18 protein-coding genes are annotated in these 22,214 nt (G+C 67.7%); 9 read left to right on the top strand and 9 right to left on the bottom strand.

What is annotated here, in order from left to right; translation table 11 throughout:
• Positions 1-36: 36 nt before the first annotated feature.
• From ACT9TC_RS04365 to eda, 6 genes are all read right to left on the bottom strand, one after another.
• A complete protein-coding gene (locus ACT9TC_RS04365; protein ID WP_458042199.1) occupies positions 37-1,509 on the bottom strand; it encodes a DUF222 domain-containing protein in 1,473 nt (490 codons plus the stop codon).
• Positions 1,510-1,631: 122 nt separating this feature from the next.
• Positions 1,632-3,053 (bottom strand): sensor histidine kinase, encoded by a 1,422-nt coding sequence (locus ACT9TC_RS04360; RefSeq protein WP_458042862.1) that lies wholly within the window; start codon positions 3,051-3,053, stop codon positions 1,632-1,634.
• A 137-nt stretch (positions 3,054-3,190) separates the two neighbouring features.
• Complete coding sequence (locus tag ACT9TC_RS04355; RefSeq protein WP_458042198.1) at positions 3,191-3,919, bottom strand: response regulator transcription factor; 729 nt, start codon at positions 3,917-3,919, stop codon at positions 3,191-3,193.
• Positions 3,920-4,121: 202 nt separating this feature from the next.
• A complete protein-coding gene (locus ACT9TC_RS04350; protein ID WP_458042197.1) occupies positions 4,122-5,111 on the bottom strand; it encodes an SDR family oxidoreductase in 990 nt (329 codons plus the stop codon).
• A 121-nt stretch (positions 5,112-5,232) separates the two neighbouring features.
• Positions 5,233-6,660: an NADP-dependent phosphogluconate dehydrogenase gene (gene gndA / locus ACT9TC_RS04345; protein WP_458042861.1), complete on the bottom strand. Its 1,428-nt coding sequence runs from the start codon at positions 6,658-6,660 to the stop codon at positions 5,233-5,235.
• A gap of 251 nt (positions 6,661-6,911) precedes the next feature.
• Positions 6,912-7,631, bottom strand: a complete 720-nt coding sequence (gene eda / locus ACT9TC_RS04340) for a bifunctional 4-hydroxy-2-oxoglutarate aldolase/2-dehydro-3-deoxy-phosphogluconate aldolase (protein WP_458042196.1) — start codon at positions 7,629-7,631, stop codon at positions 6,912-6,914.
• Between the two features lie 91 nt (positions 7,632-7,722).
• On the opposite strand from eda, the gene ACT9TC_RS04335 reads away from it, so the two are divergent.
• Together ACT9TC_RS04335 and ACT9TC_RS04330 are read left to right on the top strand one after the other, a co-directional pair.
• Entirely contained in the window at positions 7,723-9,165 is a 1,443-nt protein-coding gene (locus ACT9TC_RS04335) for a gluconokinase (RefSeq protein WP_458042195.1), read from the top strand.
• On the top strand, positions 9,162-10,115 hold the full coding sequence (locus ACT9TC_RS04330) for a phosphoglycerate dehydrogenase (protein ID WP_458042194.1): 954 nt from the start codon (positions 9,162-9,164) through the stop codon (positions 10,113-10,115). The genes ACT9TC_RS04335 and ACT9TC_RS04330 overlap by 4 nt, the downstream gene beginning before the upstream one ends.
• On the opposite strand, the gene ACT9TC_RS04325 is transcribed toward ACT9TC_RS04330, so the two are convergent.
• Positions 10,105-10,800 (bottom strand): FadR/GntR family transcriptional regulator, encoded by a 696-nt coding sequence (locus ACT9TC_RS04325; RefSeq protein ID WP_458042193.1) that lies wholly within the window; start codon positions 10,798-10,800, stop codon positions 10,105-10,107. The two genes, ACT9TC_RS04330 and ACT9TC_RS04325, sit on opposite strands and share 11 nt — an antisense overlap.
• Positions 10,801-10,969: 169 nt before the next feature.
• Between ACT9TC_RS04325 and ACT9TC_RS04320 the strand changes: the two genes are divergently transcribed.
• From ACT9TC_RS04320 to ACT9TC_RS04310, 3 genes are read left to right on the top strand one after another with little or no spacing between them, the layout of a single operon-like run.
• Positions 10,970-12,358, top strand: coding sequence for a GntP family permease (locus ACT9TC_RS04320; RefSeq protein ID WP_458042192.1), 1,389 nt, complete (start codon positions 10,970-10,972; stop codon positions 12,356-12,358).
• A 49-nt stretch (positions 12,359-12,407) separates the two neighbouring features.
• Complete coding sequence (locus ACT9TC_RS04315; protein ID WP_458042191.1) at positions 12,408-13,175, top strand: SDR family oxidoreductase; 768 nt, start codon at positions 12,408-12,410, stop codon at positions 13,173-13,175.
• A gap of 26 nt (positions 13,176-13,201) precedes the next feature.
• Positions 13,202-14,221: a zinc-binding dehydrogenase gene (locus ACT9TC_RS04310; RefSeq protein WP_458042190.1), complete on the top strand. Its 1,020-nt coding sequence runs from the start codon at positions 13,202-13,204 to the stop codon at positions 14,219-14,221.
• Positions 14,222-14,249: 28 nt separating this feature from the next.
• On the opposite strand, the gene ACT9TC_RS04305 is transcribed toward ACT9TC_RS04310, so the two are convergent.
• Positions 14,250-14,582, bottom strand: a complete 333-nt coding sequence (locus ACT9TC_RS04305) for a hypothetical protein (protein ID WP_458040811.1) — start codon at positions 14,580-14,582, stop codon at positions 14,250-14,252.
• 70 nt (positions 14,583-14,652) lie between these two features.
• Between ACT9TC_RS04305 and ACT9TC_RS04300 the strand changes: the two genes are divergently transcribed.
• The 3 genes from ACT9TC_RS04300 (at position 14,653) to pth (ending at position 17,518) form a co-directional block, all read left to right on the top strand.
• Entirely contained in the window at positions 14,653-15,792 is a 1,140-nt protein-coding gene (locus tag ACT9TC_RS04300; protein ID WP_458040812.1) for an IS630 family transposase, read from the top strand.
• 387 nt (positions 15,793-16,179) lie between these two features.
• Entirely contained in the window at positions 16,180-16,842 is a 663-nt protein-coding gene (locus ACT9TC_RS04295) for a 50S ribosomal protein L25/general stress protein Ctc (RefSeq protein WP_458042189.1), read from the top strand.
• A gap of 91 nt (positions 16,843-16,933) precedes the next feature.
• Positions 16,934-17,518 (top strand): aminoacyl-tRNA hydrolase, encoded by a 585-nt coding sequence (pth, locus tag ACT9TC_RS04290; RefSeq protein WP_458042188.1) that lies wholly within the window; start codon positions 16,934-16,936, stop codon positions 17,516-17,518.
• Between the two features lie 257 nt (positions 17,519-17,775).
• On the opposite strand, the gene ACT9TC_RS04285 is transcribed toward pth, so the two are convergent.
• The gene (locus ACT9TC_RS04285; protein ID WP_458042187.1) at positions 17,776-18,462 is read right to left on the bottom strand and encodes a hypothetical protein; all 687 of its coding nucleotides are present in this window, start codon (positions 18,460-18,462) and stop codon (positions 17,776-17,778) included.
• Positions 18,463-18,520: 58 nt separating this feature from the next.
• Here ACT9TC_RS04285 and mfd point away from each other — a divergent pair, with 58 nt between their 5' ends.
• The gene (mfd, locus tag ACT9TC_RS04280) at positions 18,521-22,114 is read left to right on the top strand and encodes a transcription-repair coupling factor (RefSeq protein WP_458042186.1); all 3,594 of its coding nucleotides are present in this window, start codon (positions 18,521-18,523) and stop codon (positions 22,112-22,114) included.
• The last annotated feature ends 100 nt before the right edge of the window (positions 22,115-22,214 follow it).

Genomic DNA, 22,214 nt, shown 5'->3' with positions numbered 1-22,214 from the left:
GCCGCGGGGCGTGCTCGTGCCGCGGTTGGGGTGGTTCTAGAAGGGTGGTGGGGGCCCGGTGGGGATGAAGTGGACGCGGGAGGGTGGGTCGTCGATGTAGATCTGGCCGGTGGGGCTGGTCCATTCGAGGACCCCGCCGCCGAGGTTTCGGACCTGCCAGGGGGTGGCGTGTTTGAGGGTGTGGTGGCGGCGGCAGAGGTGGTGAAGATTGTGAACACATGTCGTTCCGCCGAGTGCCCAGTCGTGGCCGTGGTCGATGTCGCAGCGGTGGACGGGTTGGCGGCATCCGGGGAATCGGCAGTGTTCGTCGCGGGCTCGGAGGAAGCGTTTGAGGTCGGCGCCCGGGGTGTAGCGGTCGACGGCGAGTATTCCGCCGGTGATGGGGTCGCTGAGTACCCGGTCCCACCCGGATGCGCGACCGGCCAGGCACCGGGCCGTATCGATGTCGATCGGGGCGCGTCCGACGAGTTCGGCCGGTTCGTCGCTGAGACCCGCAAGTGCCAATGCGGGGACGGTGACGTGCACGATCGCGCGGATGGCGCCGAGCCCGCCGAAGCCGAGTGACGGGTCGGTGGCGGTGTCGGTGGTGGGGTCGTCTTGCGGTGCGCTGGTGAGGAGCATGTCGGCGAAGATGTCGGCCCGGAGTTGGTCGATCGTGCGCGGGTCGGGGGTCAACTCCGGGCCGCAATCAGAGTCACCCCCATCATCTTCCGCACCAGCACCAGCACCAGCACCAGCACCAGCACCAGCACCAGCACCAGCACCAGCACCAGCACCAGCACCAGCACCAGCACCCGTGCCATCCGCCGCCACGGCGGCGGGCCCGAATGACGCACCCGGCTGGGCTGCGGCGCTCGCTGTGCGGACCGCGCGCGCCTGCTGCGTCAACCGGTCGTAGATGCCGTGGACGAGGGTGGCGGGCCCGGTGTAGATGAGTTCGCCCATCCCGTCGGGCCGGTCGGTGACGGTGACCGCACGGTCGGCGCGCGCATCTCGGTGTCGTTCGGTGACGGTGCGGGGTTGGAGGCGTTCGGCGAGAGCCTCAACGGCAGGGCGCAAGCGAGACGGCGAGAGATTCTCGGCTCGCGCCACGGCCTCGACGGCAAAAGCGAGGCGGGCCTCGGCGTCCAGGATCGGGGTACCCGCGTCGACGATCACGCGCGCGTGGCCCACGAAGATCCGCCCCTCTTCGAGCGCCTCGAGCACCGGGGTGAACCCGTCAGCGAGCACCCCGGCGTCGTTGATCTGCCGTTGAACCGTCCGGTCGGACGCGCGGACCGCGAGCGCGAGTTCTGCTGCGATCGAGCGGAGGTGCATCTCACGCTCCCGCGCATCGGAACGCAACACCGCCGAACGGGATGCCGCGAGCTCGCCCGCTTTCGCAAGCAACCGAACCTCGGCCGCGTGCACCTGTGCGGCTTGCTTGCGCAGTGCCACGATTCCCTCGACCAGACCGAGGAGGGAGACGTCGTCGAGCGCCCCCACGTCCACGGTCTGATTCGAAGTCATGTTCGATAGCCTATGGACGACCTCCGACATCCGAAGCCCGAAAACCGCGCAATCCCGGCACAAAACGAGACCCGAGAATGAGAGTTCTCTCACCCTCTTCAGCCATGCCCATCGACCGCAGCTCAGACCTCGGGATCGCGCGGCTTCGCCGGCAGACGCACCTCGAACTCGGTGTCACCGGGGACGCTCCGCATCGAGATCGTGCCGTCGTGCGCCTCGACGATCGCTCGCACGATGGATAGTCCGAGGCCGGAGCCGCCGGTCTGGCGGGCGCGCGAGGTGTCGCCGCGTGAGAAGCGCTGGAACAGCTCGGCCTGCAGCGCCGGGTCGATTCCCGGGCCGTCGTCGTGCACGCGGATGACGGCATCGGATCCTTCGCGCGTGACGCTTGCGGTCACGTGCGTCCCGGCCGGGGTGTGGGTGCGGGCGTTCGCGAGCAGGTTGGCCACGACCTGGTGCAGGCGTGCGGTGTCGCCCGCGATCTGCACGGGCTCGTCGTCGACGTCGATGCTCCACCCATGATCAGGTGCCGCGACCTGTGCGTCACCGACCGCCTCCACGACGAGCCGCGACAGGTCAGAGGTGCCATAGACGAGCTCCTGGCCCTCGTCGAGGCGCGCGAGCAGCAGCAGATCCTCGACGATCCCGGTCATCCGCAGCGACTGCGCCTGGATGCGTTGCAGCGATTGCTCGCTGGTTTCGCTCAGCGAGCGGTCGCGCAGCGACAGTTCGGAGTAACCGCGGATCGATGCCAGGGGCGTGCGCAACTCGTGGCTTGCGTCGGCGACGAATCGGCGCATCCGCTCTTCGTTCCGTTGCCGCGCGTCGAGGGACGCGTCGACGTGATGGAGCAGCATGTTCAGCGCCGCTCCCACCCGGCCGATCTCGGTGCGTTCGTCGGCCTGGGCCGCGGGCACACGTTCCGAGATCGAGACTTCGCCCTGATCGAGCGGCTGTCTCGCAACGCGGGATGCCGTTTCTGCGACGGCGCGGAGGGGCTTGAGTCCGCGCCGGATGGTCCACGCGGTTGCGACGCCGAGAAGCACCAGCCCGCCCGCGGTGAGGAGTGCGGTCGCCGTGAGGAGGTTGGCGATCGTGCCCTGAACCTCTTCGAGGGGAAGCCCGACAGCGCCGACGATATCGCGCGTGCCGCGGTTGACGACCGCCAGCACGCGGTAGTCGCCGAGGCCGTCGCCGATGTTGATGGTCGTGGGCCCGGAGATACTCACGGTTACGAGCACCCGCTCGATCTGTTCTTCGCTCAGGTAGCTCACGCCGGGCGTGGCGTCTACCACCGCGCCCGTCGACGTCCCGTTCGAGTCGGCCAATACGAGCAAGAACCCGGGCTCTTGTCTGCCCGCCTCGAGGATCTGATACGCCGTGGCACCGCTACCCGGAAATCCCGCAGGGAGCGACAGAGCGCTCGTGCCGAGGGTTCTGAGTCGGGCGTCGACGTTGCCCTCGAGCACCCGGCCGAGCACAACGCTCGTGACAATAGATACCAGGACGAGGATGATCGACACGATCCCGACGACGGTCAAGATCAGACGCCGCTGCAGGGTCCACGGCGCCCGCGGACGCCTGGCTGCGGGAGAGGACGCGGAGGTCCGCGAAGGTCCCGAAGACGCCGAAGTGGAGGCATCCCCCTCGGTCCCCTCCGCCTTTCTCGGGGAGGGGCTCGTCACTGGGGCGCCTTGATCATGTACCCGACACCGCGGACGGTATGGATGAGAGGCGGATGTCCCGCGTCGATCTTCTTCCGCAGGTACGAGATGTACAGCTCGACGACGCTCGAGCGTCCGCCGAAGTCGTAGTTCCAGACGCGGTCGAGGATCTGCGCCTTCGAAACCACGCGGCGGGGGTTGCGCATGAGAAAGCGCAGCAGCTCGAACTCGGTCGCGGTCAGCTCGATCTGGGCGCCGGCCCGCTCGACCTCGTGGCTGTCTTCGTTGAGCGACAGGTCGGCCACGCGCAGGATCGGCTCGGCCTCGTCGGCGAAGGCCGAACCCGCTCGGCGCATGAGTCCGCGGAGCCGTGCGACGACCTCTTCGAGGCTGAAGGGCTTGGTGACGTAGTCGTCGCCGCCCGCCGTAAGCCCCGCGACGCGGTCGGCAACCGCGTCCTTCGCGGTCAGGAAGAGCACGGGCACATTGTCGCCCGACTGCCGCAGGCGCTGCAGCACGGCCATCCCGTCGAGGTCGGGCATCATGATGTCGAGCACGAGAGCGTCGGGCTCGAAGTCGCGCACAAGTTGCAGTGCCTCGTAGCCGCTCGCCGCGGTCTTGACCGCCCACCCCTCCATGCGGAGGGCCATCGAAAGTAGATCGGTGAGCATCTGCTCGTCGTCGACGACGGCAATACGCAGAGCGGTGCCGTCGGGGCGGCGCAGGGCGGGAGCAGCGGAACTCATGAGGTCATTGTCGACCCGAATCTATGTGCTTGCTATGGAGCCGGATATGCGTTCGCTGTGAATGTACGTCCGTGTGGGAGCAGCTCTCGCCGTGTCGCCACCGCCCGCCGGACAGATCTCCGGACCGATCGAACCGACAGCCGTCGGGTGGCCCGACGAGGGGCGAGTCACGCTCGTCTCGCCGGAGTGTTGTCCAGCAGCGCTACGAGCCCGCGGCCTCGGCGTGCGCGACCATGCGGTCGAACGCCGCATCGAGATCGGGATCGATGACCTGCAGCTCCGGGTTGGCGTCGTAGTGGGCGAGGATGCGCCGCGCCCCCTCGTCGAACGTCACCGTCGTGCGGAACTCGGGCACGAGGGCGCGGATCTTCGCGTTGTCGAACACCATCGAGTGCGCCTTGTCGCCGACGAGTCCCGGGCCGAGATCGGGGACGAACGCCGCGATCGTCTCCGACGCGACGTGCACCAGACGTGGTTCCGTCACCCCGGCGGCCTCGCCGAGCCATCCGTAGATCTGATTCCACGTCGGGGCGTGATCGCCCGTGATCGTGTATGCCTCACCGATCGCCTCGGGTGCCCCCAGTAGGCCGGTGAAAGCGACGGCGAAGTCATCGCTATGGGTGAGGGTCCAGAGGCTCGTGCCGTCGCCGTGCACGACGACCGGCTTTCCCTCGCGCATCCTGGCGATGTCGGTCCATCCGCCGGACGTCGGCAGAAGGGCGTGGTCGTAGGTGTGCGAGGGGCGCACGATGGTGACGGGCAGCCCGCGGTCGCGGTAGGCGCCGACGAGAACGTCCTCGCACGCGATCTTGTCGCGCGAGTACTTCCAGAACGGGTTGCGCAGCGGCGTGGACTCGGTCACGGGTAGATGCCTGGGCGGCTTGTCGTACGCCGACGCCGAGCTGATGAAGATGTATTGGCCGCAGAGACCCTCCACGAGCCGCAGAGCCGTCTCGACGTGCGCCGGGGTGAACGACAGGAAGTCCGCCACGACGTCGAATGAAGCGCCGTCGAGCGCCGCGCGGGTGGCATCTTCGTCGCGGATGTCGGCGACGATCTCGTGCACCTCCGGTGGCAGCGGGCGTCGCCCGGAGCCGCGATTGAGCACGCTGACGTCGTGCCCCGCGTCGATCGCCGCCCGCACACAGGCCGCGCTGATGGTTCCGGTCCCGCCGATGAAGAGCGCTCGCATGTGCTCGACCCTACGTCCGGACCGATGCCCGGGGCCAACGAAACGTGCCCCCTTCCGCTCGGTCAGCAGAGCTGATAGCGAGCGGAAGGGGGACACGGATGCGTCGGGCCAGACCCGCGGGTCAGTGCGTGTCGGTCGCCTCGACCTCGGTGCGGTCACCCGACCACAGCGTGTGGAACGTTCCGGGCTTGTCGGAGCGCTTGTAGGTGTGCGCACCGAAGAAGTCGCGCTGACCCTGGATGAGCGCAGCCGGCAGGCGCTCGGCACGCAGCCCGTCGTAGTACGCGAGCGACGATGAGAACGCGGGGGCCGGGATGCCCGCGGTTGCCGCCGCCGAGACGATCCGGCGCCACGCCCCCTGTGAGCGGGTGAGGGCGTCGACGAAGTACGGCGCCGTGAGCAGAACCGGCAGATCCGGGGTTTCGGCGTAGGCATCCGCGATCCGGTTGAGGAACTGGGCGCGGATGATGCAGCCTGCGCGCCAGATCTTCGAGACGGCGCCGAGGTCGATGTTCCAGTCGTACTCGGCGGCTCCGGCGCGGATCTCATCGAACCCCTGCGAATACGCGACGATCTTCGAGGCGAAAAGCGCGAGGCGCACGTCCTCGATGAAAGCATCCTCGTCTTCGAGGTCGAGTTCTTCTTCGGCACCCGGCAGGTCGCGGGCGACGGAACGCTGCTCGGGGTGTGACGAGAGCGAACGCGCGAATGTGGCCTCGGCGATACCCGAAACGGGGACTCCGAGATCGAGTGCCGTCTGCACCGTCCAGGCGCCGGTGCCCTTGGCGCCGGCCTGGTCGAGAATCACGTCGACGAGCGGCTTGCCCGTGTCGAGGTCGACCTGGCGCAGCACCTCGGAGGTGATCTCGATCAGGTACGACTCGAGCTCGCCCGTGTTCCACTCGGCGAAGACATCGGCGATCTCGGCGGGAGTCTTGCCCGTGCCGCGACGGATCAGGTCGTACGCCTCGGCGATCAGCTGCATGTCGGCGTACTCGATGCCGTTATGCACCATCTTGACGAAGTGTCCCGCGCCGTCGTGCCCGATGTGCGTGACGCACGGCTCGCCCTCGGCGACCGCCGCGATCGAACGCAGGATCGGCCCGAGGGTGACCCACGACTCGTCCGAACCGCCGGGCATGAGCGATGGACCCTCGAGGGCGCCCTCTTCTCCGCCCGAGACGCCCATCCCGACGAAGTTGATGCCGGTCTCGCGGACGGCGCGCTCGCGTCGGATGGTGTCGGTGAACAGCGAGTTGCCGCCATCGATGATGATGTCGCCCGGTTCGAACACGTTGACGAGCTCATCGATCACGGCATCCGTCGGTCCGCCGGCCTTGACCATGATCAGTGCGACGCGCGGCTTCTGGAGCGCGGCGGCGAATTCGGCGTAGTCGAAGGTGGGAACGAAGCCCGCCTCGGGGTGCTGCTCGGCGAGGTGCTCGGTCTTGTCGCGGCTGCGGTTGTAGATGGCGACCGTGTTGCCCTCGCGGCGAGCGAGGTTGCGGGCGAGGTTCGAGCCCATGACGGCGAGGCCGACGACGCCGATGTTGGCGACGGATGCGCCACCCTCACCGGGACCGGCGGGCGTCGCCGTGTCGCGGTCGACATTCTCCGGGCGAGGCGCACCTTCGTGCTCCGGTGCCGAGCCGGGCGAGTCCTCCCGATCGTGCGAGATGTTGGTCTGTGCCGGGTTCTCGTGAGAGGACACGCATGCTCCTTGCCGTCAGCGGGGTGTTGTTTCAGCCTAGGGTGTGCTCGTTTTTCGCGGGTACTCGACCGTGGTCTCCGGGGCCAGCCTTAGCGTAGACCCGCGGGCGCATAGCGCGCCGCGAGTTCGACGGCCTCGCGGGTGAGGCGAGTGATGTCGTCGGTGTCTCCGCGGGTGATGCTGGCAGCGGGCAACATCCATGACCCGCCGGCGGCGACAACGCCCGCTATCGACAGGTAGTCGCCGAGATTCGCGGGCCCGACACCGCCGGTGGGCATGAAGCCGACCTCGGCGAATGGTGCGGTCAACGCACGGATTGCGGCGGCACCGCCGGATGTCTCGGCGGGAAAGAACTTCACGGTCTGCACGCCGAGTTCGATGGCCGCCTGAATTTCGGTGGCGGTCACGGCACCCGGGATGATCGGGATTCCGTGTTCGTGGCATCTTTCGACCACGGCGCGGGAGAGGCCGGGCGACACGACGAAGTGCGCTCCCGCGGCAACGGCCGCGTCGACCTGGTCGGGTCGCACGATGGTTCCGGCCCCGACGAGGACGTCGGCGCCGCTCCCGACGCCATCTTCGTCGGGCGCGCGGGGACCGCTGTCGCGGATGGCTCGGATGACGTCTGCCGCCGCGGGCGTCCGGAACGTGATCTCTGCGACGGGCAGACTTCCTCGGGCGAGCGCCAGCGCGATTTCGAGGCCCTGTTCGGCTGAGTCCGTCGTGACGACCGGAACGATTTTATGGTTCGCGAGGGCGGCAAAAGGTGTGGGCATCATCTGCTTCCGCTCGGCGCGGTCGTGGCGCATGGACGCAAAAATCATATCATTGGGGGTGTGATGGCTCCCGGCCGCGTGCCTGGGTGCCGTGGACGCCCCTCCAACGACGGAACCAGGACCCATGATCATTCTCGCTCTCGAGGCCAGTACGACCTCCGCCAAGACGATGCTGTTCGATACCGAGACGGGATCGGTGGCTGTGCGCAGCCGCCGTTTCGAGGTGAGCGGTCCGGATTCTGCCGTCCGCGACGGCGATGCGATCTATACCCAGATGATGGCGCTGGGGCGTGAGAGCGCCGCAGGCGCCGCTATCGACCTGATCGTGCTGAGCGGTACCTGGCACGGACTCACCCTCCGCCGCGCCGACCTGTCCGCCGTCACGCCCGTCATGGAGTGGCCGTACACCGGGGCGCAAGATCTGTGCGCGCGCCTGCGGTCCGATCAGGAATTCACCTGGTGGTTCTACGAGCGCACGGGATGCATGGTCAACGCGGTGTATCCCGTGTTCAAGCTCCGGTATCTGGCCGACAACGGCACGTCCGTCGACGGACTGCTCGCCCTCGACCAGTCGAGTCTCAACTTCGCGCGATTGACGGGTGAGGTCTGGACGAACCCCTCGCTGGCGTCGGGCACGGGGCTTTTGAACGCGCACACCGCGGAGTGGGACGACGAGGTGATCGAGCGGATGGGCCTGGGAGGGGTGCTGCTGCCAGAGCTCCGCTCGTCGAGCGACACCGCGCCGCTCCGCGACGAGGCGGCCGTGCTGCTGGGGTTGCGTCCGGGCATTCCGGTGCTGACGCCCGGGCCCGATGGTGGGCTGAGTCAGGTCGGCGACCTCGCGACAGAGCCGGGCGACATGACATTCTCGATGGGAACGAGCGGCGCTCTCCGCTTCTCGACCCTGCACCCCTCACTCTCGCCGACCCTCAGCACGTGGTCGTATCGATCGCCCGTGGGCGCTCTGAGCGGTGCGGCGACGTCCGGATGCGGCAACTGCGTCGATTGGGCTCGCGAGCGCCTCTTCGGGCTCAGCACCGACTACGCCGAACTCGAACCGCTGCTCTCGGCGGATCGGCGTGACCTGCCCGTCTTCTTGCCGTTCCTGTTCGGTGAGCGAAGCCCGGGTTGGCAAGATCAGCGCCGCGGCGGGATCGTCGATCTGCAGCCGCAGCACTCACGCGCCGATATCTATCAGTCGGTGCTCGATGGCGTGGTCTATTCGCTCTACCACTGCTACAAGGAGCTGACGGCGCTGAACGGCGCACCGCGCCGCATCGTGCTGTCGGGCGGGGTCCTGTCGTCTCCCTACTGGACACAGCTCACCGCCGACGTGTTCGGCGCCGAGATGGAGGTCTCGCCCCGCCAGCACAGCTCGATCCTCGGTGCCGTTCGCATGGGCCTGCGCGCGTCGGGATTGTCGGATCGCCATCCGGCCCTCGATGAGGGAGAGGTTCGTGTCGTGACACCCCGGCTCGAGCGACGCGCCCAGTACGACGAAGAGTTCGCGCGGTATTTGGATCAGTACTCGCGCTCACTGCCCGGTGCGGAGGGAGAAACTCGATGAAGGTTCTTGTCACCCCGACGTCGCTCTGTCGCAACCGCGACGCGCCCGTTCTGGACGCGTTGCGCGAGGCTGCAGACGAAGTGATCTTCAACGAGACCGGTCGACCGATGACGGCGCCCGAGCTGATCGAGGCCGTCGGTGGCGTCGACGCCGTGATCGCTGGCCTCGACGACTACACAGCGGAGGTTCTGGCCGCAGCGGACCGGTTGCGGGTGATTTCGCGTTACGGCGTGGGTACGAACAACATCGATCTCGAGGCGGCGGAGCGACGCGGCATCGTGGTGACCCGCACGCCCGGAGCCAATTCCCTCGCGGTCGCCGAGTTGACGATCGGCCTCGCCTTCGCCGTTGCTCGCGGCATTCCGCGCCTGGATGGCGGAGTTCGTGTGGGGGAGTGGCCGCGAGGGGATGGGATCGAGCTGACGGGACGCACGTTCGGTGTCGCCGGCTTCGGCGCTATCGGACGACTCGTGGCCGAGCGGGCCAGAGGCATTGGCATGCGTGTGGTGGCATATGACCCTCTCCTCCCTGACGAGGCGTTCCGCCAGGCGGGTGTGGAGCGGATGGATCTGGATGACCTCTGCCGTGCGAGCAACGTGATCAGCGTGCATGTTCCGCTGATGCCCGAGACCCGACACCTGTTCGATTCTCGGATGCTCGCGATGCTTCCGCCCGACGCGATCGTCGTCAACACAGCGCGGGGTGGCTTGCTCGACGAGGCTGCGGCGCTGGCCGCGCTCGATGACGGCCGTTTACACGGTGTCGCGATCGACGTCTACGAGACCGAGCCGCCGAGCGCCTCCGTGCTCGTCGGGCACCCTCGGGTGGTTTCGACTCCGCACAGCGGCGCACACACGCGCGAGGCGATCGTCCGGACCGCAACCCAGGCGGTGTCCGATGCGCTGGCGGTGCTCCGCGGCGAGAGCGTCGCGACGGCCGTCAGGGCGTAGTGCGGACCTCGCGCAACACGGCGTCGACGTACCGGCGGGTGTGATGCTCGGCGGCCTCGGCGTCGCCGCGGGCTATGGCGGCCGCGGTCTGAACGTGGTTGTGGAGCGCCTCGGAGTGGGGGACGTCTGGGGTCAACCCCAGGTGTGATCGGCCCGCGATCACCGCGGCGATGGCCGACTTGGTGGCAGCGAGCATGAGATTTCCGCTCGTATCGAGGATCAGGTCGTGAAAGGCGATGTCTTTTGCGAGGTACTCGTCAGTGTTCCCGAGCCCAGCTTCACCGAGCTCCTCGAGTCGCTGTGCGAGGCGAAGGATTTCCGCCCTTTGCACATCGCTGGCCCGCTGAGCGCTCAGGCGGGCGGCGACCGGCTCGATGGCGGCGCGCAGCTCGGTGACGACCGCCAGCTGCTGGTCGCGGCCCGGGCCCTCCAATTGCCAGCCGATCAGCCTGGTGTCGAGGGCGCTCCAGCGCTCGGCGGGGAGCACCGTCACGCCCACCCGGCGGCGTGACTCGAGCATGCCCATCGCTTCCAGCACCCGCACGGCCTCACGGATGACAGTGCGCGAGACGCCGTATTCGGATTCGAGTCCGGCGAGCGTGAGCACGGCTCCCGGGGCGAGTCCGCCTGCCGAAATGCGCAGCCCGAGACTGTCGAGCACGGGACCGTGCGATGCCTGTGCCACGCTGACTCCGCTCAAAAATATGATTACAGGTTGTGAAAGATACGATCATTGTGTGAGGATTCACAGGTCCCGCACGAGTCATGACGGCCCGAGCGGGGCGTTCGAATCCTAACGCGGGAGCGCCCGGCCACCCGGGCGCGCTCATTCCTCACAATCAATGGAGATCCAGATGGAAGATTGGACCCAGACGCTGGGCACCGGACCGCTCTTGGCTATCGCGGCCGGAGCGATCGCGCTGATCCTCGTCATGATCATCGTCTTCAAGGTGCACGCTTTCTTGACGCTGATCGTCGTTTCGCTTCTCACCGCGCTCGTTGCGGGTGTGCCGATCTCTGCGATCGCCACGACACTCACGGGCGGCTTCGGGGCCACCCTCGCGACCGTCGCACTGCTCGTCGGGCTCGGAGCCATGCTCGGCAGGCTCATCGAACACTCCGGTGGGGCAAAAGCCCTCGCCGACAAGTTCGTCGAGATCTTCGGCGAGAAGCGGGCGCCGTTCGCTCTCGGAATCGCCTCGCTGATCCTCGGATTCCCGATGTTCTTCGACGCGGGCCTGGTGATGATGTTGCCGATCATCTTCGCCGTCGCGCGTCGCGTCTCGAGCAACAACGTCCTGCTGTTCGGTCTGCCCGCGGCAGCGGCCTTCTCGGTCATGCACGTCTTCCTGCCGCCGCACCCGGGCCCGGTCACCGCGAGCGAGCTGTACGGCGCCAACCTCGGCATCGTCCTGCTCGTCGGCCTCGTCATCGCGTTCCCCGTCTGGTACGTCTCCGGTTACCTCTGGGGAAAGTTCGTTGCTTCGCGCATCAAGCTGCCGGTCCCGGCGATCTTCGGTGACATCGACGCCGATCAGCCGAGCAACCCGCCCAAGCCCAGCACGATCATCATGATCCTGCTGCTGCCGATGTTCCTCATCTTCCTCAACACCGGACTCACGACCCTCATCAGCGCGGGCGCCGTGTCGGGCGAGAACACCTGGGTCCAGTTGCTGATCCTGCTCGGCAACTCCGCCGTCGCCCTGCTGATCACCGTGATCGTCGCGATGATCGTGCTCGGCACCCGCCGGGGCGAGAACGGCACGGCCATCGAGAAGATCGTCGACTCGGCGCTCGGTCCCGTAGCCTCCGTCATCCTGATCACGGGCGCTGGCGGAATGTTCGGTGGCGTGCTGCGTGCATCCGGTATCGGCGACGCGCTCGCCGATACCCTCGCCGACCTCGGGCTGCCCATCATCTTCGCGGCCTACATCATCGCGGTCGTGATCCGCCTGGCACAGGGTTCGGCGACCGTGGCGCTCGTCACGGCCGCGGGGCTTGCGGCGCCGGCCGTGATCGCGGGGGACTTCAACCCCCTCCAGGTCGCGGCGATCACTCTGGCCACCGCGGCAGGCTCGGTCTTCGCGGGGCACGTCAATGACTCGGGCTTCTGGCTCGTCGGGCGACTCATGGGAATGGATGTCAAGACGACCCTGAAAACCTGGACCGTGCAGCAGACGATCGAGTCGGTCTTCGCCTTCGCTCTCGTGCTCGTGGTGTACGGCATCGGGTCGCTGCTCTAGCCCGCGGCATCCGCGTCGCCTTCGTCCCCCGAAAACAGGAGAAATCGCCATGTCTGCCCTCTTCGACGTCACCGACCGTCTCGCCCTGGTCACGGGCTCGTCCCGCGGGCTCGGCAGATCCCTCGCTCTCGCGCTCGCGCGGGCGCGCGCCCGGGTGATCGTGCACGGTCGGGACGCCGAGGCGGTCGAAGCGACGCGGGCCGAGGCAGAGACCCTGTCGGGTCGCCCCGCCGCGTCGGTCACGTTCGATGTGACCGACGCGGCGGCGGTCGAGTCCGCCGTGGCCGATCTGATCGAGCGCATCGGTACCCCCGACATCCTCGTCAACAATGCGGGGGTGCAGCGGCGTGCTCCTATTCAGGAGTTCGGCATCGCCGACTGGGACGACATCATCGCCGCCAACCTCTCGGGGGTCTTCTACGTTTCGCGCTTCGTCGCGCCCGCGATGATCACGCGCGGTTCGGGCAAAATCGTCAACGTCGCCTCGGTGCAGTCGCACCTGGCCCGCCAGACCATCGCGCCCTACTCGGCGTCGAAGGGCGGAGCTGCGCAGTTGACCAAGGGCATGGCCGCCGACCTCGCGCGCCATGGAATTCAGGTCAATGCGCTCTCACCCGGCTACTTCGCGACCGAGATGAATCGTGCGCTGGTCGATGACCCCGATTTCACCGCCTGGCTCACGCAGCGGACGCCTGCCCAACGCTGGGGTGACTTTGCCGAGCTCGACGGGGCCCTGCTGTTTCTTGCGTCGGACGCATCCAGCTTCGTTTCGGGGCAGAACATTTTCGTCGATGGCGGCATGACCGCCGTCGTGTGAACGTCATCCCCAGAAAGGCCCCGCGCATGCGTGCTGCATTTATCGACGCCAAAGAGACCCTGACCGTTCGAGAGATCGATGTGCCCGAACCCGGTGCCGGCCAGGTCCGCGTCCGCATCGACTACGTCGGTATCTGCGGGTCCGACCTGCACTACTACTTCGAGGGCGCGAACGGCGCCTTCGTCGTGCGCGAACCCCTCATCCCCGGGCACGAGGTGTCGGGTCGGATCGCGCACGACCCTACGGGGCAGTGGGCCGCGGGCACGCCCGTGACGGTGCATCCGGCCACCTTCGGAACCCCCACACCCGGACTCGAGGATGCCCCCCACCTGTGGCCGAACGGCGCGTACCTCGGCAGCGCCTCCACCTGGCCGCACACGCAGGGTGGCATGGTTGAGCAGCTGATCGTCGACCGAGCGATGGTGCGGATCCTGCCACCCTCGCTCCCCGTCCGACGCGCAGTGCTCGCCGAGCCCCTCGCCGTCGCGCTGCACGGTGTGTCGAGGGCCGGTGATGTGACCGGCAAGCGCGTCCTCGTCACGGGCTCGGGCCCGATCGGATTGCTTGCGATCGCGGCAGCCGTCGCCGCAGGTGCCGCCGAGGTGACGGCGACCGACGTTCTGGCGGGGCCCCTGGAGCGGGCGCGGATGCTGGGGGCCGCCCACACGATCGACGTCAGCCGCGATCAGCTGCTTCCCAATCACTACGATGTCGTGCTCGAGTGCTCGGGGGTTGCCCCCTCGATCTCGACCGCTCTCGTCGCCGCGCGGCCGGGCGGCACGGTCGTGCAGGTGGGCATGGTGCCGAACGAGCCGCGGCCGCTGAACATCTCGCCGTTCATCTCGAAGGAGCTGACCTACGTCGGCACATTCCGGTTCCACGACGAGATCGACGCGGCGGTCGAGTTGCTCGCGACGACACCGCTCATCGAAAGCGTCATCACGCACGAGATTTCAGCAGAGCATGCGGTCAGCGCGTTCTCGGTCGCTCGAGACTCGCAGGCGTCGGGCAAGGTCGTCGTCGCCCTGTGGCCCGAGGCTGACTAGTGGTGGTGTTCGTTAGTTCGTCGGGGGGTCAGGTCCAGGCGGTGGGGTCGCCGAGGTAGAGTCCGCAGGCTGTGTCGAGCGCGTCTTCGGGGGTGCCAGCTTGCCAGCCGCCGGGAAGGAACGCTTGCTGGTAGTCGTCGTGGCTGGCGCGGTAGATCGCGAAGCCCCACTGGCTGGCGTATCCGACGTAGCGGAGTCGGCACAGACGCAGTTGCTCGCCGTGATCGTCGGTGCCTTCGATGTATGCGAACTGGCCGCGGTAGGTGACGGAAACGTTGGTCAGTTGCGGCCATCGTGCCCGGGCGTGAGCGTTGAGGCGCTGCGAGAGAGAAGACCTCGTGGATGCGGGGATGGCTGCCATGTCACCATGATCGCGGACCGGGTCCGCGTGTCGCCACAAGATCCCCGCGTGACCCTGTTAACCCCTGATCATGCATGCGATCAGTGCCCATGTGATCGAACTGTCCGACGCGGAACGAGCCGAACTGTCCCGCCGGGCGCGACGGGTGCGAGCGGAGGTCCGCGAGGCGCAGCGCGCCCGGATCATCCTCGCCGCTGCGCGGGGGACACCGAATCAGCAGATTGCCGACCGGCTCGGCGTGCACGTGGACACGGTTCGCAAGTGGCGCTCACGATTCGCGCACCGCGGTCTGGGCGGGCTGGGCGACCTGCCGCGCGCCGGGCGACCTCCCGTGTTCGCTGTCACTGCAGTCGCGGAAGTCAAGGCGCTGGCCTGCCAGCTGCCCGCCGAGACCGGGGTTCCTCTCTCGCGGTGGTCTCACGCTGAGCTTGCCTCCGAGGCAGCGGCTCGCGGGATCGTGTCTGCCGTGTCAGCGTCCACGGTCCGCCGCTGGTTGGATGCGGACGCGATCAAGCCCTGGCAACACCGGTCCTGGATCTTCCCCCGTGATGAAAACTTCGCGTTCAAGGCCGGCCGGGTGCTCGACCTCTACAGCCGAGTCTGGGACGGCGAACCGCTCGGCGCCGACGACTACGTCATCAGCGCCGATGAGAAGTCCCAGTTGCAGGCCTTGCACCGCCGCCACCCGGGCCTGCCCCCGGCACCAGACAGGCTGCGGCGAGTCGAGTTCGAATATCGTCGCGGCGGCACCCTCGCCTATCTCGCCGCCTACGACGTGCACCACGCGAAAGTGATCGGCCGGTGCGCTCCGACCACCGGTATCACGCCATTCACCGAACTCGTTGAGCAGGTGATGACGACCGAACCCTACGCGTCGGCCCGCCGAGTTTTCTGGGTCGTCGATAATGGCTCCTCCCACAACGGGAACGCCTCCATCCAACGAATGAAAGACGCCTTCCCCAATGCGACGCTCGTGCACCTGCCGGTGCACGCGTCCTGGCTGAACCAGGTCGAGATCTACTTCTCCATCGTGCAGCGCAAGGTCGTCAAACCTCAAGACTTCGAGAACCTGACCGTCCTCGAACAACGCCTCCTCACATTCCAGGAACGCTACAACGCCACCGCGACCCCGTTCGACTGGCGATTCGGACGCACCGCCCTACACGACCTCCTCGAACGCATCAACCGACACGAACACGCAACAGCATGACCCCCGACGAACTAACGGAGACACCCACTAGTCCTGGCGGTAACCAGAGCGGCCCATCGACCAGAAGGCTCCGGCGGTGAGCACAGCGCCGACGGCCGTGAGGGCTCCAATCGACCACACCACTACGTGGGAGAAAAATACGCCATCGATCATCATCAGCTCCGGTGGTCGTGAACAGAAGTCGGTGTCATCACGCTACAGGCATCTCCGGTAGCATGGTGTCTACCCTCGGCGAGGGATGTTGTTGTGCGGTCGTCCGGCTGCGCGAGGCATCCGTGATCGACGTGGCGATGTGGGCCCTGGTGGCACTCCTCCCGCGTTGGCGTATGAGTCGAGAACCCCAGACCTACGCGACGCGCCCCGTCGCGTGCCCACAAGGAGATTCACATGTCGAAAGACACCAAGGCTGCGACCACGGACGACACCAAGGTCCACGCCGAGATTCGTACCAGCTTCGGCAAGGGCTTCGCCCGTCGCCTCCGCGCAGCAGGCAAGATCCCGGCCGTCATCTACGGCCACGGCGAAGAGCCCGTACACGTCGCCCTGCCCGGCCACCAGGTCGCACTGCTCCTGCGTCGCGCCAACGCAGTGCTCGAACTCGATGTCGAGGGCACTCATCAGCTGACGCTGGTCAAGGATGTCCAGAAGGACCCCGTGCACCAGATCATCGAGCACATCGACCTGCTCGTGGTCAAGAAGGGCGAGAAGATTCAGGTCGACGTGCCCATCTCGGTCATCGGCGAGCCGTTCCCCGGAACGATCGCCGCTCAGGACGCCAATACGGTTCTGCTGGAGGTCGAAGCCACGCACATCCCGCAGCGTGTCGAGGTCGACGTCGAGGGACTCGAGGATGGCACGCACATCACCGCGGCCGACCTGAAGCTGCCCAAGGGTGCGTCGCTCATCGTCGACCCGGAGACGCTCATCGTCGCGATCTCGGTTCCGTCTGCGACCCTTGCGGCCGAGGATGAGATCGCCGAGCTGGACGCGGCTGTGTCCGCGGCACAGGCCATCGAGTCCGAGGAAGCCAAGGACGAGTCCGCCGAATAAGCATTCGCGCAACCGCGCAAACCGGAGCCCGCTCTCGCCGATACGGTGGGGGCGGGCTCCGTGCATAAGGGCATAGACAGAGGGAGTTGACGTGGCTGACGCGTGGTTGGTGGTGGGGCTCGGCAACCCGGGACCGCGATATGAGAGCACGCGCCACAACATCGGGCAGATTGTCGTCGATGAACTCGCCCGGCGCCGCGGTGCGACATTCAAGTCCCATCGGTCCAACGCGCGGGTTGCCGAGACGTGGCTCAGCCCGGGCTCAGCGAAGATCGTGCTGGCGAAGCCGAACTCGTTCATGAACGTCTCGGGCGGGCCGGTCTCGAGCCTCGCGGCTTTCTTCGGAATCGAGGCCGATCGGGTAATCGTTGTCCACGACGAGCTTGATATTCCGTTCGACACGATCAAGCTCAAGATCGGCGGCGGCCACGGTGGTCACAACGGCGTGCGCGATGTCGCAAAGGCGCTGGATACCCCGGAGTTCACGCGTGTCCGCGTGGGGATCGGACGGCCCCCCGGTCGCCAGAAGGCGGCGGACTGGGTTCTCGACCCGTTTGGTGCAACCGAGAGAGCGCAGCTGCCGCTCCTGATCGGGGACGCCGCGGATGCTGTCGAGCTCGTCGTCGGTGAGGGGTTGCTCGCCGCCCAGCAGCGTTTTCACGCGCCTCGCGAGTAGCCGCGCTCGACCTGGGGCGTCGCCTTCACGTGCCGAGTGGGTAGCCGCGCTCGACCTGGGGCGTCGTTGTTATGCGCTATGCACGTGGTCGTGCTCGACCTTGGGGCGTCAGAATCCCGTTGGGGCGTCGTATTCCGCGCCCCAGCGTGACGCTGACGCCCCAACTCGGGGTGTGGACGCCCCAACTCGGGGTGTGGACGCCCCAACTCGGGGTGTGGACGCCCCAACAAGCGATGGGGCGAGAAGCGGATGGCGCGTCAGGCGCCGATGGTTGCGCCGGTGGCGACACCCGCGAGTCCCGCGGCGTAGACCACCGTGCCGAAGATGAAGATCGCGACGACGGCCACGACGATCGCGGCGATGCCGGTTCCGAGCCCGCGACGCTTCGCGATCGCGACGATGCCCTGGACGATCGCCCAGATGCCGAGCACCGTGCCGGCCCAGAAGGCGATCTCGCCGAGCAGCACCCACTCGCGAACGGGGAAGAGAAACGACAGATCCGGCCACGCCGTGCTGGGCATCGACTCGAAGCGCGAGGCAGTGCCGGTTCCGACCTGGAATGCGGCGACGGCACCCACGATCGGGGCGACGACAGCGGCCCCGAGAGCGAGCAGTAGGGCGACGAGCCCGAGGCCGCCCGGCTTCTTCGCCGCGGGCGCGGCGGCGGGTGCGCCGGCGGCGGGATACGAGCCCGGGTACATGCCGGCGGGTGGGTAGCCGGCGTTCAGACCGGGGAGCGACGGATGCTGGGGGCCCGGATACGATCCGCCCGCGGAGGGCGGGTTCGGGTACGGGGGTGCCGGGGGAGCGATGGGAGGCGCTACCGGCGGCGTTACCGGACTCGCGGCGGGCTGCTCGATCGGCGGTGCGGCGGGCGGTACGGTCGGGGGGAGTGGGTAGTCCCTCGCGGAGGGCGCATCCGTGGGCGGCGTCTGGTCGCTCATGCCCTCATCCTAGGGTCGCGAACGGCGCGGTGTCGGTGGGGGCTCGTAGACTGGTCATGTGTCAATTCACGGAATCACGCGCGCCCTGGCGCGCTCAGAAGCGTTCCGTGAGGGCCTCGACGAGGCATCCCGCGACGCCGATCTCTCGCTCAACGAGGGGCTCGTCGCCCCCGTACTCTCCGCCCTCGTCGAGCGCCGCGCGGCGTCGGGTCGCCCGCCCGCGCTACTCGTCATCACGCCCACCGGACGTCGCGCGGACCAGCTCGGCCCCTCGCTCGCGGCGTATCTGCCCGACGCCCTGGTGCTGTCTTTCCCCGCGTGGGAGACCCTGCCGCACGAGCGTCTGAGCCCGAGCCCCGAGACCGTCGGTGCCCGGCTCGAGGTGCTGCGCCGGGTTGCCGAATGGGATGGGGCGCGGCCTCTCGTCGTGACGGCGTCGGTGCGCGCCGCGCTTCAGCCGATCGCGTCGGGCCTCGAGAGCGTGCGACCCGTCGAACTCGCGGTCGGCACACGCGGCCACGACCTGACGTCGCTGGCCGAACGACTCGTCGAACTCGCCTACACGCGCGTCGACATGGTTTCGCGTCGCGGAGAGTTCGCGCTGCGCGGAGGCATCCTGGATGTCTTCCCGGCGATAGCCGATCATCCCTGCCGCATCGAGTTCTTCGGCGACGAGGTCGATCAGATCCGCGCGTTCGCGGTCGCCGATCAGCGTTCGCTTCCGGGCGCGATCGACTCGATCGCCCTGCCGCCGAGCCGAGAGCTGCTGCTGACGGCCGAGGTCCGAGAACGGGCCCGTTTGCTGCAGGGCGAGCTGCCGGGGCTTGCGGGAATGCTCGAGCGGATGTCCGAGGGCATCGCCGTCGAGGGCATGGAGTCACTCACGCCGGTCCTGGCGGACGGCATCGTCCCGCTCGTCGACTATCTCCCGACGGGCACCGCGGTGGCCCTCGTCGATCCGGAACGCGCGGTCGCGCGCGCGATCACACTGCAGGACACGAACCGCGAGTTCCTCGAAGCAGCCTGGAGTGCCGCAACGGCGGGCGCAGACACGCCGATCGACCTCGGCAAGGGTGACTTTTTGACTCTGCCGAGTCTGCGCGAGGCCTCGTCCGAGCGCGGTGGAGTGTGGTGGACGCTGAGCGCGTTCGATTCGGGTGCCGTGGATGCGGTCGCGGATGGCGTGTTCGATCCCGTGGGCACCTCGGTCGTCCGATTCGCGGGAGCAGGCATCCCCTCGTTCCACGGCAACATCGACGGGGCCACGGCTCACGTCGGTGAGTTGCTGGCGGATGGTTGGAGTGTGGTCGTCGCCGCAGCAGGATCAGGCCTGGTCGATCGTGCGCGGGATGTGCTGTCGGAGCGGGGGTTCGCCGCTCGGATCGTCGAGGATGTCGCCGAGCCACCCGAACCGGGTGTCGCTCAGCTTGTGCAGGCACCGATCGAGGCGGGCTTCTCGTTCGCCGATGCGAAGATCGCTGTGCTCACCGAGTCCGACTTTTACGGTCGTACGATCAGTTCCGACTCGCGCGTGGTCAGGAAACTGGCATCGCGACGGCGGAACGTCGTCGACCCGCTGCAGCTCAAGGCGGGCGACTTCGTGGTTCATTCCACGCACGGCATAGGTCGCTTCGTGGAGCTCGTGCAACGCGAGGTCTCGTCCGGCGGGCGCAACCCCGTCAAGACCAAGCGTGAGTATCTGGTGGTCGAATACGCCCCGAGCAAGCGCGGCTTTCCCGGCGACAAGCTCTTCGTGCCGACCGATCAGCTCGACCTGCTGTCGAAGTACGTCGGGGGGGAGGCCCCGACGCTGTCGAAGATGGGCGGTAGCGACTGGGCAGCGGCCAAGGGCAAGGCCCGCAAGGCCGTCCGCGACATCGCCGTCGAACTCGTCAAGCTCTACTCGGCGCGTATGTCGGCCAAGGGTCACGCTTTCGGCCCCGACACCCCGTGGCAGCGCGAGCTCGAAGAAGCTTTCCCGTTCGCCGAGACCCCCGACCAGTTGCAGACGATCGACGAGGTCAAGGCCGACATGGAACGGCCCATCCCGATGGACCGCCTGCTGTCGGGCGACGTCGGGTTCGGTAAGACCGAGGTTGCGGTGCGCGCGGCGTTCAAGGCGATTCAGGACGGCAAGCAGGTCGCGATGCTCGTGCCAACGACGCTGCTGGTCAAGCAGCACCTCGAGACGTTCGCCGAGCGGTTCGCCGGGTTCCCCGTGCGCGTGCGAGCACTCTCGCGCTTCCAGACCGACAAAGAGGCGCGAGAGATCATCGCGGGCCTCGAGGATGGCTCCGTCGACATGGTGATCGGAACCCACCGTATCCTGACCGAAAAGGTGTCGTTCAAGGATGTCGGGCTCATCATCATCGACGAAGAGCAGCGGTTCGGTGTCGAGCACAAGGACGCGCTGAAGAAGCTCAAGACCAACGTCGACATCCTCGCGATGAGTGCGACACCGATCCCGCGAACACTCGAGATGGCGGTCACCGGCATTCGCGAGATGTCCACGCTCGCGACGCCGCCCGAGGACAGGCATCCGATCCTGTCGTACGTCGGACCCCGCAACGACAAGCAGATCACCGCCGCGATCCGCCGCGAGTTGCTGCGCGAGGGGCAGATCTTCTACGTGCATAACCGGGTCTCGTCGATCCAACGGGTAGCCGCGCACCTGGCCGAACTTGTGCCCGAGGCGCGCATCGCGGTCGCCCATGGACAGCTCGGCGAACACGCGCTCGAGCAGGTCGTCGATGACTTCTGGGAGCGCAAGTTCGATGTGCTGGTGTGCACGACGATCATCGAGACCGGTCTCGACATCTCGAACGCCAACACGATCGTGATCGATCGCGCCGATAAGTACGGCCTGTCGCAACTGCACCAGCTGCGCGGACGCGTCGGCCGTGCCCGCGAGCGTGCGTACGCCTACTTCCTCTACGACGACATGAAGCCGCTGTCCGAGACGGCGGCCGATCGACTCGAGACGATCGCCGTCAACAACGATCTCGGTTCGGGCATGCAGGTCGCGCTGAAGGACCTCGAGCTGCGTGGGGCCGGCAACCTGCTCGGTGCCGAGCAGGCGGGACACATCGCGGGCGTGGGCTTCGACCTCTACCTGCGCATGATCGGCGAGGCCGTGGCGACGTTCCGCGGCGACGACGTCGAGGGGCCGGCCGAGCTCCGCCTCGAGTTGCCGGTGCGGGCGCGCATTCCCGAGTCATACATCGACAGTGAGCGCCTCCGCCTCGAGGCGTACCAGAAGCTCTCGTCCGCGGCGACGGCGACCGCAGCCCCCGACGCTATCGACCTCGTCGTCGAAGAACTCCGCGACCGCTATGGCGAGGCCCCGGCCGAGGTCACGGGCATCGTCGCCGTCGCTCGCCTGCGCCGCCGCGCCGCCCGCTCCGGCCTGACGGATGTCGTTGCCATGGGTCCGAATCTGCGGGTCGCCCCGGCGCACCTGCCGGATTCGTTGCGGGTGCGGATGCAGCGGCTCTACCCCGGCGCCAAGCTCATGTCGGGTGGCGAGGCGCTCGTGGTGCCGATGCCACGGTCGGGCGATGCACGGTCGGGCAACGACGCGCTCTCGGACGACGAGCTGATCGCCTGGACAGAGCAGTTGCTGACGGCGCTGTTCCCCGAGCCCACGCCGTAGCCGACGCCCGAGGTCCCCGCGGCCGGTGGGGCACACGAGTCCGCGCCCGCGGCTTCCGCCTGACCGTTCCCGCGCGATAGTTGCCGGCGTGCCGCCGCAC

The organism is Microbacterium sp. HM-570, assembly GCF_054165885.1.
The sequence above is the reverse complement of the archived record's forward strand: the minus strand, read 5'-3'. Positions and strand labels throughout refer to the sequence as shown.

Excerpts from the sequence above, each read along its gene's own strand:
- ACT9TC_RS04365 (WP_458042199.1), bottom strand. The coding sequence starts at position 1,509 with ATGACTTCGAATCAGACCGTGGACGTGGGGGCGCTCGACGACGTCTCC.
- ACT9TC_RS04355 (WP_458042198.1), bottom strand. The coding sequence starts at position 3,919 with ATGAGTTCCGCTGCTCCCGCCCTGCGCCGCCCCGACGGCACCGCTCTG.
- ACT9TC_RS04350 (WP_458042197.1), bottom strand. The coding sequence starts at position 5,111 with ATGCGAGCGCTCTTCATCGGCGGGACCGGAACCATCAGCGCGGCCTGT.
- eda (WP_458042196.1), bottom strand. The coding sequence starts at position 7,631 with ATGCGCCACGACCGCGCCGAGCGGAAGCAGATGATGCCCACACCTTTT.
- ACT9TC_RS04335 (WP_458042195.1), top strand. The coding sequence starts at position 7,723 with ATGATCATTCTCGCTCTCGAGGCCAGTACGACCTCCGCCAAGACGATG.
- ACT9TC_RS04330 (WP_458042194.1), top strand. The coding sequence starts at position 9,162 with ATGAAGGTTCTTGTCACCCCGACGTCGCTCTGTCGCAACCGCGACGCG.
- ACT9TC_RS04320 (WP_458042192.1), top strand. The coding sequence starts at position 10,970 with ATGGAAGATTGGACCCAGACGCTGGGCACCGGACCGCTCTTGGCTATC.
- ACT9TC_RS04315 (WP_458042191.1), top strand. The coding sequence starts at position 12,408 with ATGTCTGCCCTCTTCGACGTCACCGACCGTCTCGCCCTGGTCACGGGC.
- ACT9TC_RS04310 (WP_458042190.1), top strand. The coding sequence starts at position 13,202 with ATGCGTGCTGCATTTATCGACGCCAAAGAGACCCTGACCGTTCGAGAG.
- ACT9TC_RS04305 (WP_458040811.1), bottom strand. The coding sequence starts at position 14,582 with ATGGCAGCCATCCCCGCATCCACGAGGTCTTCTCTCTCGCAGCGCCTC.
- ACT9TC_RS04300 (WP_458040812.1), top strand. The coding sequence starts at position 14,653 with ATGCATGCGATCAGTGCCCATGTGATCGAACTGTCCGACGCGGAACGA.
- ACT9TC_RS04295 (WP_458042189.1), top strand. The coding sequence starts at position 16,180 with ATGTCGAAAGACACCAAGGCTGCGACCACGGACGACACCAAGGTCCAC.
- ACT9TC_RS04285 (WP_458042187.1), bottom strand. The coding sequence starts at position 18,462 with ATGAGCGACCAGACGCCGCCCACGGATGCGCCCTCCGCGAGGGACTAC.